Annotated in this window: 16 protein-coding genes; all 16 read left to right on the top strand. The window is 47.7% G+C overall.

All coding sequences use genetic code 11. The features are described from left to right. Positions 1-32 precede the first annotated feature (32 nt). Positions 33-317 (top strand): sporulation protein YabP, encoded by a 285-nt coding sequence (gene yabP, locus ACETMN_RS00265; protein WP_036606119.1) that lies wholly within the window; start codon positions 33-35, stop codon positions 315-317. Beyond that, positions 314-883 carry a spore cortex biosynthesis protein YabQ gene (yabQ, locus tag ACETMN_RS00270; RefSeq protein ID WP_017691359.1) on the top strand — a complete coding sequence of 190 codons (570 nt, stop codon included), beginning with the start codon at positions 314-316 and terminating at the stop codon, positions 881-883. Before yabP ends, yabQ begins: the two co-directional genes overlap by 4 nt. Positions 884-894: 11 nt before the next feature. Then, entirely contained in the window at positions 895-1230 is a 336-nt protein-coding gene (locus ACETMN_RS00275; RefSeq protein ID WP_017691358.1) for an FtsB family cell division protein, read from the top strand. Positions 1231-1428: 198 nt separating this feature from the next. Continuing rightward, positions 1429-1959, top strand: a complete 531-nt coding sequence (locus ACETMN_RS00280) for a S1 domain-containing RNA-binding protein (protein ID WP_017691357.1) — start codon at positions 1429-1431, stop codon at positions 1957-1959. Between the two features lie 473 nt (positions 1960-2432). Then, positions 2433-4940, top strand: coding sequence for a stage II sporulation protein E (gene spoIIE, locus ACETMN_RS00285; protein ID WP_179198589.1), 2508 nt, complete (start codon positions 2433-2435; stop codon positions 4938-4940). An 85-nt stretch (positions 4941-5025) separates the two neighbouring features. Beyond that, positions 5026-5778: a VWA domain-containing protein gene (locus tag ACETMN_RS00290; RefSeq protein ID WP_091018321.1), complete on the top strand. Its 753-nt coding sequence runs from the start codon at positions 5026-5028 to the stop codon at positions 5776-5778. Further along, on the top strand, positions 5762-6709 hold the full coding sequence (locus tag ACETMN_RS00295) for a serine/threonine protein kinase (RefSeq protein ID WP_091018319.1): 948 nt from the start codon (positions 5762-5764) through the stop codon (positions 6707-6709). Before ACETMN_RS00290 ends, ACETMN_RS00295 begins: the two co-directional genes overlap by 17 nt. A 44-nt stretch (positions 6710-6753) precedes the next feature. Further along, positions 6754-8193 carry a tRNA lysidine(34) synthetase TilS gene (tilS, locus tag ACETMN_RS00300; protein ID WP_091018317.1) on the top strand — a complete coding sequence of 480 codons (1440 nt, stop codon included), beginning with the start codon at positions 6754-6756 and terminating at the stop codon, positions 8191-8193. Between the two features lie 52 nt (positions 8194-8245). After that, positions 8246-8785 carry a hypoxanthine phosphoribosyltransferase gene (hpt, locus tag ACETMN_RS00305; protein WP_017691352.1) on the top strand — a complete coding sequence of 180 codons (540 nt, stop codon included), beginning with the start codon at positions 8246-8248 and terminating at the stop codon, positions 8783-8785. A gap of 100 nt (positions 8786-8885) precedes the next feature. Then, positions 8886-10931 (top strand): ATP-dependent zinc metalloprotease FtsH, encoded by a 2046-nt coding sequence (gene ftsH, locus ACETMN_RS00310; RefSeq protein ID WP_036606115.1) that lies wholly within the window; start codon positions 8886-8888, stop codon positions 10929-10931. Between the two features lie 298 nt (positions 10932-11229). Continuing rightward, the gene (gene nadA / locus ACETMN_RS00315) at positions 11230-12168 is read left to right on the top strand and encodes a quinolinate synthase NadA (protein ID WP_036606114.1); all 939 of its coding nucleotides are present in this window, start codon (positions 11230-11232) and stop codon (positions 12166-12168) included. A 35-nt stretch (positions 12169-12203) separates the two neighbouring features. Then, positions 12204-13844: an L-aspartate oxidase gene (gene nadB / locus ACETMN_RS00320; RefSeq protein WP_091018315.1), complete on the top strand. Its 1641-nt coding sequence runs from the start codon at positions 12204-12206 to the stop codon at positions 13842-13844. Continuing rightward, entirely contained in the window at positions 13841-14707 is an 867-nt protein-coding gene (gene nadC, locus ACETMN_RS00325; RefSeq protein WP_091018314.1) for a carboxylating nicotinate-nucleotide diphosphorylase, read from the top strand. Before nadB ends, nadC begins: the two co-directional genes overlap by 4 nt. A 6-nt stretch (positions 14708-14713) precedes the next feature. Continuing rightward, positions 14714-15484 carry a type III pantothenate kinase gene (locus tag ACETMN_RS00330; RefSeq protein WP_026081372.1) on the top strand — a complete coding sequence of 257 codons (771 nt, stop codon included), beginning with the start codon at positions 14714-14716 and terminating at the stop codon, positions 15482-15484. Positions 15485-15557: 73 nt separating this feature from the next. Then, positions 15558-16478: an Hsp33 family molecular chaperone HslO gene (gene hslO, locus ACETMN_RS00335; RefSeq protein WP_047844508.1), complete on the top strand. Its 921-nt coding sequence runs from the start codon at positions 15558-15560 to the stop codon at positions 16476-16478. Between the two features lie 23 nt (positions 16479-16501). Further along, complete coding sequence (locus tag ACETMN_RS00340) at positions 16502-17452, top strand: peptidyl-prolyl cis-trans isomerase (RefSeq protein ID WP_091018312.1); 951 nt, start codon at positions 16502-16504, stop codon at positions 17450-17452. The last annotated feature ends 228 nt before the right edge of the window (positions 17453-17680 follow it).

Consider the following 17680-nt stretch of genomic DNA (forward strand, 5'->3'; position numbering starts at 1 on the left):
TAAGCTAGGTGTAAGAAGGAGGGGTACATGCCATGGTTGAGCACGGTAAGGCCAAACAGCATCATCTGAGCATGCAGAATCGGAAACTGCTGGATCTGACGGGTGTCTCCAACGTGGAGAGCTTCGACAGTGAGGAATTTTTGCTGCAGACTGAACTTGGGCATCTGACCATCCGGGGGCACAATTTACATATCAAAAACCTGAGCCTGGAGGAAGGTCTGTTATCCATTGAAGGCACAGTCAGTTCGCTCCAATATCTGGACCCCGGTTCCCAGTCCAAAAATGGTAAAGGCCTGTTTGGCAAGATGTTCCGATGAGTCCGGATACTCAATGGATCACATTGATGTGGATGCTTACTTCGGGGGTCGTGATGGGAATGGCCTACGACAGTTACCGGGTACTGTCCGGACAGCTGCGGTTTCCGAGATGGAGTATTCACACGCTCGATCTGTTGTACTGGGTTGCTTCCGCGCTGTTCGTTTTTCGGATGCTATACGCCGGAAACCACGGACAGTTGCGGTTTTATGTCTTTTTGGGGCTGATTATAGGGGTTTGCTTCTATTTTTGGCTTTTAAGTGTTACAACCCAGCGTTTTGTGGTAATGTTAATTAAACTCGCAAGAACGCTGATTCATTGGTGTGGACATATCCTTAACATCCTGATCGTTATGCCGGCTAAAGGAATTTATAAGTTAATTCGCGTATTATTCGGTTTTGTAATTGCGATACTATTATTCCTGGGCAGGCTGGTGCTGCAGTGTTTGGTACCTTTCGGCAAGTTGTTCCGCTGGATGTTTAGGCCGCTCCTGAAACATTGGGTAACGCCACGCTTCATGATCCGTGTGGGTACAAGAATTGCAGCGATGTGGAAACGCTGGTTTTAAGGAGGTCCGTAATGGGTAAAACACCTGTGGGCAGATCAAAGGCTCCAACTAACCAAGGAAAATCTGCCGGTGCAAAAAGGCGCCTCATGCTTTGGATGACGTTTATGATTGTATTTGTAATATGGGCAGGATATACATTCCTTGTGCAGACTGCACAAATTTCGGACAAGAGTTCTCATCTGGCCACTCAGCAAGCTTCAAAGGAAGATACGTTGAAGAAGCTGGAACAGTTGAAGTACGAAGTCAGCCGGTTGAATGACCCTGAATACATAGGACAGCTGGCACGGAAAAAAGGATATTATCTTCCTGAGGAAACGCCGATCCAGGTTGAAGAGTCAGGGAACTGATGGAATTCGGTCTATTACCGAGCTAGGTTTGTTATCCGTGTGTCTGAAGCCGTTAAACCGGAAAAAATAGGCTCTCTGATGGGGTAGTGTTCAGTTGACCTTGGTTTATGGCATAAGGTATAATTACATTAGCGCAGCATTGATTTTGGCATTCAAAAAATCGGGTTGTATATTTTTAAGGGAGGATCATTTTATTCTATGGCAATTGAAGTGGGCACCAAGTTAGAGGGCAAGGTGACAGGAATCACGCATTTTGGAGCATTTGTGGATCTGTCAGGAGGTGTCACGGGTCTCGTTCACATCTCGGAAATCGCCGACAATTACGTCAAAGATGTCAACGACCACCTGAAGCTGAATGACCTCGTTACAGTGAAGGTTATCAACGTTGACAAGGATGGCAAGATCGGACTTTCCATTAAGCAAGCTGTTGACAAACCGGTTGAGCAACAAACCCAATCTAGACCCCCGAGAGCTCCTAGACCGGAACGCAGTGGAGGAGATCGCGAACGATTCAGCGGCGGAGGCCCAAGTGGTGGCCAAGGTCGTGGTGGTGGCGGCGGTGGATTTAACCGTGGTGACCGCGGAGGCCGTTCTTTCAAGCCCGCAGCAGGCAAACCTTCATTTGAGGATAAAATGTCACGCTTCCTGAAAGATAGTGAAGAGCGGATCTCTTCGCTTAAGAAGAACACAGAAGGCAAACGCGGAGGCCGTGGAGCCAAGCGTGTGTAATCTGTCACAACCTGATCTAAACATATAAGTAAAACCGTTAGCCTATGGGCTAACGGTTTTTTTGCGTTTCTTTCACAGATGAGTAGTTGAATAGCTTTTTTTGTAAGATGAAGCTCCATATCCCCAGTTTTTCTGCACGGCAAAATGGAACCATAAGAACATTTGTCGTCTACCATTTTTTACCGACAGGTTTCCGTGGCATTCCACAGTTATCCTGCTCAAATGGTGGCGAGACCCAACCATCTCCGGTTCAAAATCAGACATTCCGTTTGTCGGAATCAAGTAGGGGAATGAATGAAACTACAATAAGGCCGGGGGTTTCGCTCCACCGCGCCAGACTCATTTCTTTTGTCGTAAACTTTTTGGACCCTGCCCACCTATTCTGACAAACTACGTCTTCTATTCTATCTATAATCAGAACCATCGAGAACGAAACACGAAAATTCAAATTAATCGAATGGGGTGCCTTGAGGATGATGGAAAAGTGGAATGTCATTCAATTTCCGGGAATGAAAGCAGGTAAAGGTGGTACGGAAGCTCGGGAGGAGCTGTCGGTACGTCTGAAACATTGGCTTGGCTCCCGCAAGGCTGTCCAGATGGTTGCTTCCCGCAAATGGGTACTGCTGCTTACGTTTATGGGTTTCCTGCTCGGAAAGGCAATGATTCTGAATGAGTTATCTCCCTTTGCCATTGCGTACTTTGCCGTAATTGCTTTCATGCGCAGGGATTACATCATTCCGGTAGGCGCTGCACTTCTCGCAGGCAGTCTCTTTGCACCGTTTCCAGTACCACTCATTGTTGCATCGGAGATCGCCATCTTTTATCTGCTCTTCCGCGGTCTGGAGTCATATGATCGTGCTGAATTATCTTATGCGCCAACGATGGTGTTTACGACTACATTTATGGTCAAATTATTCGCGGTTGTGATCGGGCCATCCTTCAGTTGGTACGCCATGCTGATGCTCACGATGGATTCCGTACTAAGCTTTGTGCTCACCCTTGTTTTTATACAAGCCATACCGATCTTCACCTACCGCAAAAAAAAGTTCAGCCTAAAGAACGAGGAGATCCTCTGCCTGATCATATTGCTCGCTTCCGTTATGACGGGAGCCGTAGGGTGGACCATTCAGTCTTTATCCGTCGAGCATATGCTCTCCCGTTATCTCATATTAATCTTTGCGCTGGTGGGCGGAGCCCCCCTGGGAGCCTCAGTTGGGGTTATTACCGGCTTGATTCTGAGTCTGGCTGACATGTCAGCGGTATATCAGATGAGCCTCCTTGCTTTTGCCGGGATGCTGGCGGGTATGCTTCGAGAAGGCAAACGTGCGGCGGTTGCACTGGGCATGCTACTGGGTTCGTCCATTCTATCCATATATCTGGGAGGACCGGGCGACGTTATGAACTCATTATGGGAGACGTGTGCAGCTATCGTACTATTCATGTTAACACCTAAAAGCCTGATGACGGCGATATCCAAATATGTACCGGGTACGCAGGATCATACGAAATCCCAGCATGAGTATGCCAAACGGATACGGGATATCACGGCAGAACGGGTAACCCGATTCTCGCAGGTATTCCGTCAATTGTCACGCAGCTTTGATCAGATGTCCGGGGCGGGCGAACAAGTACAGAAAGAAGGTGGAATGGATCATTTCATGAATGCGGTTGCCGAGGGCACATGTGCAAGCTGCTTCAAGCGTACACAATGCTGGGATGCAAAGTTTATTCAAACCTACAAATATATGACGGACGTGATGAGTACGATTGAAGCAAATCCGGAGATCTCAGGCAAGCAGATTCCAGTGGACTGGAACAGGGTGTGTGCGAAGCCGGAAGAGGTACTTGAAGTCATGCGTGCCCAGTATGGACTGCATCAACATAACATGCAATGGAAGCGTCAAATTATTGATAGCCGGCAACTGGTTGCAGAGCAATTGTCCGGTGTATCTCAGGTCATGGAGGACCTGGCCAAAGAAATTCAGCGGGAAAGTGATGAGATGGTACAGCAGGAGGAGCAGATTCGGGACGCACTGGAGTCATTAGGTTTGTCCATTCACTCCATTGAGATCATCAATCTGGAAGCGGGCAATGTAGAGATTGAGATTGTACATGCATATACACGTGGATTCGATGAGTGCCGGAAAATGATTGCTCCGCTGATCTCGGATGTACTGGACGAGCATATTGCCGTCTTGCATGAGACCATGACCGATCCTCGTCAGGGACTGGCAACCGTCACGTTTGGTTCGGCCAAAACCTTCGAGGTTACCACGGGTGTTGCTGCCGCCGCAAAAGGGGGAGATGTGATGTCAGGCGACAGCTTCAGTACGGTTGAGTTAGGCAACGGTACATTTGCAGTGGCACTCAGTGATGGAATGGGCAATGGAGAACGGGCACGCATGGAGAGCAGCGCGGCGCTGAACATACTGGAGCAGTTGTTACAGTCCGGCATGGACGAGAAACTGGCGATCAAATCCGTGAACTCCGTTCTGATGCTGCGCTCCCCTGAAGAGATGTATGCCACAGTGGATATGGCACTGATTGATGAATATACGGCAGAGACAACGTTTATGAAAATCGGATCGACGCCAAGTTTTATCAAACGAGGACAGGAGGTTATTCAGGTTTCAGCCAGCAATTTGCCAATCGGTATTATTAAAGATATTGAAGTGGATTTGGTGACAGTACAGCTACAACCAGGGGATATCCTCATTATGATGACGGATGGCATCTATGATGCACCGGGGTATGCGGTGAACAAAGAGTTATGGATGAAACGGCTCATTCAAGAGATTGATACAGATGATCCACAAGATTTGGCCGATTGCCTGCTTGAAAGTGTCATAAGATATCAGCAGCATGAGATATTGGATGATATGACCGTCGTTGTTGGAAAAGTAGAGCATTTCCGCCCTGAATGGGCCACACTGCGTGTGCCTGGCATCAACCGAATGGAGCGTCCACGGACCGTCAGTTAATTGCATATTCTTCTGTTTGAAGTCTCTTCATTCTGGCAATGCTAGTCATAGAGTTGGAGAGTAACGAATAACGGAGGGATATCGGATGAAGCAAATCTTATTGATTACCGACGGTTGTTCCAATGTAGGACCAAGTCCGGTGCTGGCAGCGGCCGAAGCACAGGAAGAGGGAATTACGGTTAATGTGGTTGGTGTGATTGATTATGGAACCATTGGTGAGTTGGGCAGTCGGGAGATTGAGGATATTGCCAGAGCCGGAGGTGGAATCAGTCAAATTGTAGGTACACGGCAGCTTGCCCATACGATGCAGATGATGACAAGGAAAACGGTGGTTCAGACCATTCAGCAGGCGGTTAATAGAGAGTTAACACAAATTTTGGGAGAGAAGGAGCCCAAAACGGTAACCGATCTGGAGCCTGCACAACGCGCCCGGGTCGTGGAAGTGATGGATGACATGGCTGAAACTACAGCCTTACAGGTTATATTGCTAATAGACGTCAGTGCCAGCATGAAGCCCAAACTGGCTGCGGTGGAAGAAGGCATTCGTGATTTAATGTTAAGTTTGCAGGCGCGTATAGGTCAGAGCAAGCTTTCCGTATTTCATTTTCCCGGACGACACAGTGGAGAAGATGCGGTAATGGATATTGACTGGACAACGGATCCAGGCCGTGTTCGGTCCCTGTTTGGAAGGTTGCAGATGAAGGGTGCAACGCCGACAGGTCCTGCAATTCAGAAGGTGATTGATTTTTACCGTTATGGTACACTGGAGAAACAGCAGGAAATAGAAGGGAACTATCGCATTGAAAGAGAAGGGATGCTCGGTGACAACGTTGTCTGACGCCTCTTTCCCGCCAGGAACCGTGGTTACAGGGAAATGGAATCGCAGTCGTTACACGATTCGGAAGCTACTGGGCAAAGGAGCTAATGGCATCGTTTTTCTTGTCCAACGGGGTGAAAATGGCAAACACTACGCGCTAAAAATGGGATTTGATCCGGTTGATCTGCAATCGGAAGTCAATGTGCTCAAATCTTTTCAACTACAGCGTAATCATGAGGCCCTTCGGCAGAGCGGCATTCCTTCCTATCTTAAAGATGTGGATGATTATGCCGTTCGTGGCCGGGATATTCCCTTTTATGTGATGCGTTACGTTCGAGGTGAGGCACTTCATCACTTCATTCGGCGTCAGGGGACAGACTGGACACTTCTGGTGGGACTTAGACTCTTGCAGAAGCTGGCACAATTGCATCAGGCGGGATGGGTGTTTGGTGATCTCAAACCTCAGAATGTGTTGGTATCCGACTATGGGCAGGTGGAATTGATCGACTATGGCGGAGTTACGTCTATTGGTCGAAGCGTCAAACAGTTCACCGAATGGTATGATCGGGGCTTCTGGAATGCAGGCAGCCGTACGGCAGATGGTACCTATGATGTATTTGCATTTGCACTATTGTTGATTCATGTACTTGAAGCAGACGCGCTCAAGGCACTGGCAGCCGAAGGATTACCGCAACTGCGAAGTGTGAATCAGCTTGTAGCGCTGGTGGAACGCAGTGAACGACTGGGTCCTTTTCGCAATTGGACTAATCAGGCTTTACGAGGTCAGTTTCGTGATGCAGGTCATGCGGCACAAGGGTGGAAGGAAATGATGGCACGCCCCACGCCTCTCCGCCGTCGTTCCAAAAGTACAACACCGCGCTGGCTTAAAAACGCATTTGCTGTATCTGTGATATTACTTATTGGAGTGCTCATCTATGCACTACTTTTTTGATCTGTGAGAGTGCATATACATAACGCAAGGAATGAGGAACAGGTATGGAGGCTTTACGCTGGAACATGCTGGTGAAGAACGTGCTGGATGCAGCGGAAGAGCATCAGTTATGGGTTCCCGGGGATCGGATTGTCGTCGCAGTATCGGGCGGGCCGGACTCGGTAGCTTTTTTGCATATCATGCACGAGATCAGCAAGCGGCATGTGCCACTTGAATTGATCTGTGCCCATGTACATCATGGCTTCCGGAGTGAATCTGATGACGAAGCGGAGAAAATGATGGAACTGGCACAGCTGCTTGGTATACCATTTGAATGGACCAAGGCCGATGTACCTTCATATATGGAGTTGACGGGTCAAGGACCACAGGAAGCAGCCCGCAACAAGCGATATGCCTTTCTTCATGAAGTGGCTTCCAAATATAATGCAGCAAGCATCGCTTTGGCACATCATGCCGATGATCAGGCGGAGACGGTCATGCTTCATTTGCTTCGTGGAACCGGCTTGTCGGGACTCTCAGGAATGAAGTTTAAAAGACGAGAAAAAAATGTGGAACTTATTCGTCCATGCCTTCGTATAAACAAGACAGACCTTGTAGAAGCTTGTAATACCCAGGGTTTTATGTATTTCAATGATGAGAGCAACGCCCTGCGTAAATATCGGCGTAATGCCATTCGCTTGGATGTGCTTCCTTTTTTGGGGCAGTATAATGGACAACTCACGCCGTCATTGAATCGGCTTGCCGAAATTGTGGGTGATGAAGACGATTTCATGGAGCAGAGTGCACATGACACATACAGGTGTCTAGTGCAGGTGAACGGCGGAAGGCAAACCTTTGAGGTGCCTTCCTTCTTGAAGTTACATGTCGCTTTACAACGAAGGTTGATTAAACTAATATTGAATTATCTGCCTTTGGACAGTGATTTTGTCGACTTTACCCGTATAGAAACCATTCGGCACAAGGTCATGGAGACCCATGTGACGACCTGGAGCCTGGATATAGGACAGACACTCGCCTGCACTCGGGAGTATAATCTGATTTCTTTTGGCATACGGACGGACGTACAGGATCAATCTTACGAATATCGTCTTGCGCAATGGAGTGGAACTTATGAGCTTTCACTCACCCCAATTAACCGGCATATTCGGTTGATGACGGTGAGTCCCGAGGACTATCATGTACCGGAATCGGCGGATCAAGCCGCGTTTGATGCGGATCAACTGCTTATGCCGCTGGTTGTGCGTTCACGGTTACCTGGAGATACCATGAAAGTGATGGGATTAAACGGAAGCAAAAAGGTGAAAAATATTTTCATCGATGAGAAAATCCCCCCATCTGTCCGTCCACGTATTCCTGTGGTATGTGATGGAGCAGGTCATATCATCTGGTTACCGGGTGTTCGACGGTCCAATGTGGCTCCTGTCAGGGAGGGCACTTCCGCAATCCTGTACATGACTGTAGGCGATTCAGCGATTCAGGGGTAGTGGTTATGGTTCAGGTAAGGCTTTCATAGTATAACTTAGGAGGTTCGCACAGTTGCAGAACGACATTCAGGAAGTATTGATCAGTGAAGAAGAAATTCAGAGTAAAGTCAAGGAATTAGGCGCAACACTAAGTGCCGAATATGCAAATCGCAATCCTTTGGTCATTTGTGTGCTCAAGGGTGCGTTTATATTTATGGCTGATTTGGTTAAAAACATAACGGTACCTGTTGAAATGGATTTTATGGCGGTATCCAGTTATGGCGCTTCAACCAAGTCATCAGGTGTTGTCAAAATCATTAAGGATCTGGATGTATCCGTTGAAGGACGGGAAGTTCTGATTGTCGAAGATATTATCGACAGCGGACTTACACTCAGCTATCTGATTGAACTGCTAGAAAACCGCGGTGCCGAGTCGGTGCGTGTGGTTACGCTGTTCGACAAGCCTTCAGGCCGTAAAGTTGAGTTGGAAGCTCATTACACAGGCTTTGACATTCCTGACGCGTTCATCGTTGGTTACGGTTTGGATTTTGCGGAGAAGTACCGGAACCTGCCCTATATCGGGATTTTGAAGCCGGAAGTCTATAGTAGCTAATATCCTGCCCGACCCAAGCCTTGAGCTGTTCTTGGCTTCTGTTGAGAAGCCATGTCGGGCTATGTTAAAATAATTAAAGTGTCTCGAGAGGAGGTAGGGGATGAATCGGTTCATCCGGAATTCTGGTTTTTATTTGATTCTTTTTTTAGTTGTGGTGGGGATAGTCCAGTTCGTCAGCAATGGCGGCGAAGCCACCGATAATCCTAGATATGATCAGTTGCGTGCAGCGATCAAAGCCAACAATGTCTCTGAATTGACGGTTCAATTCAACGGTCAAACGTATCTCGTGACCGGTCAATACAAGAAGGCACCTGATGGCGCCAAATCAGAAAATTTCTCAACGTATATTCCTCCTACGGATGAGGCAATTAGTGAGCTTGTAGCTGCAAGTGAAACTAACAATTTCCAATATCATCAGGAGCCAATGAAAGGTGACAGCATCTGGTTGACGTTGCTGACTTCCTTTATTCCTTTGATCATTATGTTCCTGCTGTTCTTCTTCCTGTTTAATCAGGCTCAAGGCGGCGGCGGTAAAGTAATGAACTTTGGTAAAAGCCGTGCTCGTCTCTACAACGAAGAGAAGAAGCGGGTTACATTTGAAGATGTTGCGGGTGCTGACGAAGAGAAACAGGAACTTGTTGAGGTTGTAGACTTCCTCAAAGACCCTCGTAAATTCGCAGCTGTAGGTGCACGGATTCCTAAGGGCGTGTTGCTCGTAGGCCCTCCAGGTACCGGTAAAACATTGCTCGCTCGTGCCGTAGCCGGTGAAGCGGGTGTACCATTCTTCACTATTTCAGGTTCCGACTTCGTGGAAATGTTTGTCGGTGTCGGTGCATCACGTGTACGTGATTTGTTTGAAAATGCGAAGAAAAATGCCCCGTGTATCATCTTTATCGATGAGATTGATGCTGTAGGACGTCAGCGTGGTGCTGGTCTCGGTGGTGGTCACGATGAACGTGAACAGACACTCAACCAGTTGCTCGTTGAGATGGACGGATTCGGAGTTAACGAAGGTATTATCATCATAGCCGCAACGAACCGTGCAGATATTTTGGACCCTGCCTTGCTGCGTCCTGGACGTTTTGACCGTCAAATTACGGTTGACCGCCCTGACGTAAGAGGTCGTGAAGCTGTCCTGAAAGTACATTCCCGTAATAAACCACTGACCAAAGATGTGAAAATGGATATCATCGCGAAGCGTACAACAGGTTTCTCTGGTGCGGATTTGGAGAATCTCTTGAACGAAGCGGCATTACTTGCAGCGCGTCGTAACCGTAAAGATATTTCCATGAAGGAAGTTGACGAAGCGATTGACCGTGTCATCGTTGGTACGGAGAAGAAAAGCCGTGTCATCAGTGATCGCGAGAAACGAATCGTTGCTTATCACGAAGCAGGTCATACCATTGTAGGGTACTTCCTCGAACATGCTGATATGGTACATAAAGTGACCATTATTCCGCGCGGACGTGCGGGTGGATATGTAATCATGTTGCCAAAAGAAGACCGTATGCTGGTTACCAAGCAGGAATTGCTGGATAAAGTAACCGGACTTCTCGGGGGTCGTGTAGCTGAAGAATTGTTCATCGGAGAAATTGGTACTGGTGCATACAGTGACTTCCAGCAAGCGACAGGTATTGTTCGCAGCATGGTTATGGAATACGGTATGAGTGAGAAATTGGGACCTATGCAATTCGGAAGTTCACAAGGACAGGTATTCCTTGGTCGGGATATCGGTCATGAACAGAATTACTCGGATTCCATTGCTTACGAGATTGATCAGGAAATGCAACGCTTTATCAATGACTGTTATGAGAAGTGTAAGGACTTGCTTGTTAAACATTCAAAAGAGATGCACCTGATCGCTCAAACTTTGCTTGAGGTTGAGACTTTGGAAATGGATCAGATCAAGCAATTGATCGAAACAGGTTCTTTGACTCCAAAAGCAGAGAATGACAATGATGGTGAAGGCACACCAACTGAAGGCGGAGAGCCAATCATCGACACCATCGGTGATGTGCGCGTTCGTATTCAGGGTAAAGATGAAACGCCTGAGCCACCAGCCGGAGATATTCCAAACGAAGCTCCGAATCTGGAAAAGGGTAATAACAATAACCCGGATGATGGCGGAACTAAGCCAACGTCTTAATGCACAATACATCTGGCTATGATAGCAGGTGAAATCAAGAGAGCCCTCGAGGCTCTCTTTTTTTATCCATTATTTTAAAAGAGGATAGATAAAGATAAACGGGAGTTAGATGGCGAACCAGTTAGTAAACAGGTGGTTACAGCGCTGTTCCGGGCCTTTTTCATTTATTGACAGAGTCGTGAACGTTGTGTAAATTAGTTGTTAAACCGCTTGTGATTCGTTTCTCAAGCGAAGATAACGACTAGGTTAGCCCACGAAACAGCGCATGACGCTGTCCCGATAAAGGAGAGGATCACAGGTGGAAGCTCTGGCTTTAGAGCGCAAGGCTGAGATGAACCGCGAGCTGCGTGAGCGGCTTATGGTGTTGAAGAAGGAACGAAATGCCATTATTCTTGCCCATTATTATCAACGTGACGAAGTACAGGAGGTTGCCGACTTCCGTGGAGATTCATTTCTGTTAGCCCAGAAGGCAGCACAGACAGATGCGGATGTGATCGTTTTCTGTGGTGTTCATTTTATGGGTGAAAGCGCTAAAATTCTGGCGCCAAATAAAACAGTTATTATCCCGGACGAACGTGCGGGCTGCCCAATGGCAGATATGGTGAATGTGGATGGACTACGCAAATTGAAAGCACAACATCCTAATGCCAAGGTAGTTACGTATATCAATTCCTCGGCTGAAATCAAAGCAGAGACTGACATCTGTTGTACATCGGCGAATGCAGTCCGGGTTATTCAATCGGTGGATTCCGACGAAATTATCTGGGTACCGGATAAAAACCTGGGACATTATGTGCAGCAGCATACAGACAAGAAAATGATTATCTGGGAAGGTTACTGCAACACTCACGATATGCTCACAGTCAAAGATGTGGTGGAGATGAGAGCCAAGCATCCAAATGCAGAGTTTGTTGTCCATCCAGAGTGTCGCCCTGAGGTTGTAGAAATGGGTGATTTTGTAGGCAGCACAACAGCTATTCTGGAGTATTGCAAAAATTCATCAGCGAAGGAATTTATCGTAGGTACCGAAGATGGTACAGGATATCAGCTTCGTCTGGATAGTCCGGATAAACAGTTCCACTTTGCTACCAAGTTCCTCGTATGCCCCAACATGAAGGTGAACAACTTGAAGAAACTGGTGAAATGCCTGGAAACGATGAAGCCGCAAATCTACGTGCCACCGGCCGTTGCCGACAAAGCCAGAGAATCACTAGAGCGCATGTTGTTGGTAAAGTAGGATGCGCTACTCTTGCTCCAAGACAGGTGAATAACATGATACCGCAATATTTAGTTGATTTTGATCTGTCTGCGCTACCCATGGTAGAGACGGATGTACTGGTTATAGGCTCAGGGATTGCTGGTTTGTTTACCGCCATTAAGGCAAGTGAACAACAACGTGTATTAATGATCACGAAGAAGTCTTTACTTGAAAGTAACACCAGATATGCGCAGGGAGGCATCGCTGCGGTTATTGCTGAGGATGATTCACCTGCTTACCACTTGCAGGACACACTTGTAGCAGGAGCGGGCTTATGCCGCTCCGAAGCGGTAGAGGTATTGGTGAATGAGGGTCCGGACGGAGTGAAGGAACTGATTCGTTTGGGTACTTTATTTGATCTGGAGAACGGCGAGTTGGCGTTGACGCAGGAAGGTGCGCATAGCCACCGCCGTATTTTGCATGCCAACGGAGATGCAACAGGATATGAGATTGTACGTGCGCTTGCTGTTGAAGTGAATGAACATCCCGGGATTGAAGTATGGGATGAGCATTTTGTTGTTGACCTGATTACAGATCGAGATCGAGGGGAATGCATTGGCGCTCTGGTTCTGAAGGATGACGGATCCCAAGTGTTCGTTAAGGCACAGGCAACTGTTCTTTGCTCTGGTGGAGCAGGACAACTGTACCGATACACGACGAATCCGGATGTAGCTACTGCAGATGGTGTAGCCATGGCCTATCGGGCTGGGGCTATTGTTCGTGACATGGAATTTATCCAATTCCACCCCACCTCCCTATGTTACCCGGGAGCCCCACGTTTCCTTGTGTCAGAAGCCGTACGCGGTGAAGGGGCATATTTGCGCAATGTCAAGGGCGAGCGCTTCATGGATCGTTATCATGCCCAGCTTGAACTGGCCCCACGCGATATCGTGGCACGAGCGATTGTTAGTGAGATGGAGTCCACCAACAGTACCTTTGTGTACTTGGACATTACGCATGAACGGCCAGAGATGATCAAGCATCGGTTCCCTACCATATATGAGACTTGTATGCGTTATGGATTGGACATGACAACAGACTGGATTCCCGTTGCACCTGCTGCCCATTACATGATGGGTGGAGTGAAAACAGATCTTAGTGGAGAGAGTAGCATCTCTCGGTTATTCGCTTGTGGCGAAGTGTCTTCTACAGGAGTGCATGGAGCAAACCGCCTGGCAAGCAATTCTTTATCAGAAGCGATTGTATTTGGGCGGAGAATTGTTGATCGTATTCAATCTCTCCCTCCGCTTGGTTTATTACAAGTAAGAGGGGCTACGCCTTCATCTGTGGACATAAATAACAAGATCAACAAGATCATGGAAGAGCAAAAGCCGGTATCCGAAAGACGCTTACGGTTACAGAAAATGATGGTTCGTCAGGTAGGGTTGCGCCGGAATGGTGAGGACCTGCAGAAGGCCATGGACAAGCTGCAACAGGAATTGCAATTTTTTGATCAGACACTCACTCATAAGGAAGAGCTGGAGTATGCCAACCTTCTGACCTGTGCCTGGTTAGTTACCAGCGGTGCATTACATCGCGAGGAGAGTCGTGGGGCTCACTATCGTGAGGATTTTCCGGCACGTGATGATATCGTGTGGCAGAAGCATAGCCTGCAGCAGCGAGAACAAGCGATTGTGGAGGAATTGATGTCATGATACTGAATGGATATAATGAAGGACTTATCGAATCAATCAAAAACTGGCTTCGTGAAGATGTTGGTGCAGGTGACGTTACAACAAGTGCGACGATCCCGGCAGGCAACCAATCCAAGGCCATTATACACGCCAAAGACAATGGTATTATTGCAGGCATGACCGTGGCTGAACTTGTATTTCAGGTCGTTGATCCTGATCTTGTATTTACACCGAAGGTAACAGACGGAGAGAAGGTTACCCATGGCACGATTTTGGCCGAGGTAGAGGGAAGTACACATTCACTGCTTACAGGGGAACGACTGGCACTTAACTTGCTGCAACGTATGTCCGGAATAGCTACGCGTACGCGTGCCTACGTGGATATTCTGGATGGTCTTGAGACCAGACTCGTGGATACACGTAAGACAACGCCGGGCCACCGATTACTTGAGAAGTATGCAGTGCGCGTGGGTGGCGGAGCGAGTCATCGATTTGGACTGTACGATGCCGTTATGATTAAGGATAACCACATTAAGGGTGCAGGCGGAATCACCGAGGCGGTACAGCGTGCGCGAACCGTTATCCCACATACGATGACGATTGAAGTGGAGACTGAAAATCTGGAGCAGGTGAGAGAAGCCTTGCAAGCCGGGGCAGATATCATTATGCTGGATAACATGCATCCAGAGCGGATGCGTGAAGCGGTTGAACTTATTCGTGAACAGGCTCCTCATGTGAAGGTTGAAGCATCCGGTAACGTGTCTCTTCAGACCATTCGTGGTATTGCAGAGAGTGGTGTGGATGTAATTTCGGTTGGCAGGTTAACCTATTCCTTTGAGAGCCTGGATATTAGTCTGGATTTAAATGAAAAGAAAGAGGGGTGAACCTCTTTGATTCTAGTTGTAGACGTGGGGAACAGCAATATGGTGCTCGGCGTATATCAAGGCCGGGAATTGCTGCACCACTTTCGTCTGAGTACATCACGTCAGTCAACAGTGGATGAATACGGCGTATTGATTTATAATTTATTTCATATGTCCGGCATCAGGGCAAGTGACATCGAAGGTGTCATCATCTCATCTGTGGTTCCGCCACTGGTGAATGTAATCGAAGCGATGTGTGAGAAGTATGTAGGCAAAAAAGCTTTGCTCGTTGGACCTGGTATCAAAACTGGCCTGAATCTGCGATACGAGAACCCTCGTGAAGTGGGTGCAGATCGTATTGTTAATGCAGTGGCAGCCGTTGAGAAGTATGGCGGCCCTCTCGTCGTGGTGGATTTCGGTACTGCAACGACCTTTGACTGTATTGACGAGAAAGGCCACTATCTGGGGGGAGCTATTGTACCTGGCATTCAGATTGCCACTGAAGCGCTCTATGAGCGGGCATCCAAGTTGCCTCGTATAGAGCTGGAGAAACCTAAAAAGGTCATTGGCCGTAATACTATTCATGCCATGCAAGCGGGTATTATATTTGGCTATGCAGGCCAGGTAGATGGTATTGTAGAACGTATTCGCGAGGAGATGGGAGCGAAGCCCCGAGTTATCGCGACGGGTGGTCTCGCTACACTTATCGCAGAAGAAACCCGTAGTATAGAAGAAGTTGATCCGCTGCTTACGCTTGAAGGGCTGCGTATTATATATGAGCGGAACCGGGAAAGGTGAGCATAGAGACGGCATACAGCGGGCTGAGATTACAGCTTAAGTGTTGTGCCGTTTTTTCTGTGTTACAACTATTATGGCGATACGCCAAAGGAGGCTGAATGACTTGGAAAACAACAACAAGCATGACCGGTTAATTCGTGGTACAGCAATGAATGGAAAGGTAAGAGCCTTTGCTATCCAGACTACGGAACTGGTTGAGGAACTACGCAGAAGACACGATACGTTTCCCACGGCTACAGCTGCCATGGGGCGTACGGTTACAACAGCAGCCATTATGGGTGCAATGCTCAAAGGTGAAGAGAAGTTAACGGTACAAGTCAACGGTGATGGGCCCATTGGACAGATTGTAGCTGATGCCAATGCGAAAGGCGAAGTACGAGGATATGTTTCTAATCCGCATGTACATTTGCCAAGTAATAGTGTGGGAAAACTGGACGTTGCAGGCGCGGTTGGAACGGAAGGTTTCATCAACATAACGAAGGATTTGGGACTGAAGGAACCATATCGTGGCAGTGTGCCTATTATTTCAGGAGAACTGGGCGAAGACTTCACGTACTACTTTGCGCAATCGGAGCAAACACCTTCTGCTGTAGGCGTTGGTGTGCTCGTTGATACGGATAATTCCGTTATTGTCTCAGGTGGATTCATTATGCAGCTGTTGCCGGGATTGACAGATCCAGAGATCACGGCGATCGAAAATGCCATTAGTACGTTGCCGCCAGTGACGACTTTGCTGGAGCAGGGGCTTGAGTTGGAAGAGTTGCTTCGCCGATTGTTGCCAGATGTACAAGTGATGGAAGGACTGGATATTCATTTTAGCTGTGAGTGTTCACGTGAGCGAGTAGAGAAGACGCTGATCAGCCTGGGCCAAACGGAGATGGAGCAACTAATTGAAGAAGAGGGCCAGGCTGAAGTGGTCTGCCAATTCTGTAATGAAGCCTATGACTTTAACAAAGAACAACTTGAGACCATCCTAGAGCAAGCCAAGAACTGATCTATGCGGGGACGGGATGCGGAATGACAAGACAGGAAAAAGGGTTGTGGACGGCTGTAATTGTCTTGACGTTAGGCATGCTGGTCATGGGTACAGTGATGGCTATGCATGGTCTCAGACAGGGCAAAGACGAGGCAGATGCATCCCATGATGCCAATACGGAAGAAGGAAGCGCCGTAGCGACGATCAACGGAGAAGTTATCACGGACAAAGAGTGGACCGATGCGCTGAAACGACGTTACGGCAGTGAGTTATTACTCCAGATGTTAAACCGTAAAGCAGTATTTGCCGAAGCAATTGAACGCAAGCTGATCGTCACTCCCCAAGAGATTGCAAGAGAACTTGCCGCCGCGATGGATGGGTACGATTCAGAGAAATCATATTTTGACGAAATGAAGTCTCAATTGGGCCTGTCAAAACAGGAACTTGAATTGGAAGCCGGCTACAGGCTGCTGCTTGAGAAAATCGCAACGATTGGCATACAGATCAAGGATGCAGATATTGAGCATTACTGGACTGAACACCGTGAGGATTACGTTTCCCCCGAGAAATATGACTTGTCCATCATCGTAGTGAAAGAAGAAGGTGAAGCCGATTCCTTACTGGATGCGTTGGAGAAGGGACAAGACTTTGAAGAAGCTGCTCGCAGTCAATCGACGGACAGCTTCTCTCGTGATGCTGGTGGCAGGCTGGGATGGATTGAGCGGAATGATCCATTCCAGTCAGAAGAAATCCTTCAACTTGCTGCGGGGCTGGATGTAGGCGATATTGCCGGACCGGTTCGAGTGGAAGAAGGTTATGTTATTATAAGACTTAATGATAAAGAAGAACGCCAAGTGAAGTCGGCCGAAGAGGTCCGTGAGGAGATTCGAATGCAACTGGCTCTGAGTCAGGCTGATCCGTTGCCGCAGGTAGAGCAAATGCTGCGTAACAAGTATGAAGCCGTAATCCTGTCCGAGATTCCTGCCTCCTGAATTCAATGGAGAAGATTGTATCGTACTGCTGCATCTTGATAAAAATACTCTGTCTGCGGTCTTAGGGCCAAAGGCAGAGTATTTTTTTGAGTACTCATATTGACAATAAGGGTTAACGTTGATAAGATGAAAATAATAAATACCTACTCGTTTACTCGGATATAAAAGATTTATTTATGAACAAAGAAACTTTCGGAAACCTCCGCCCTGTCTAGAAATCTTAGCAGT

The sequence above is a fragment of the Paenibacillus sp. M2 genome, from assembly GCF_046713495.1.
Taxonomy (GTDB): domain Bacteria; phylum Bacillota; class Bacilli; order Paenibacillales; family Paenibacillaceae; genus Paenibacillus; species Paenibacillus amylolyticus_B.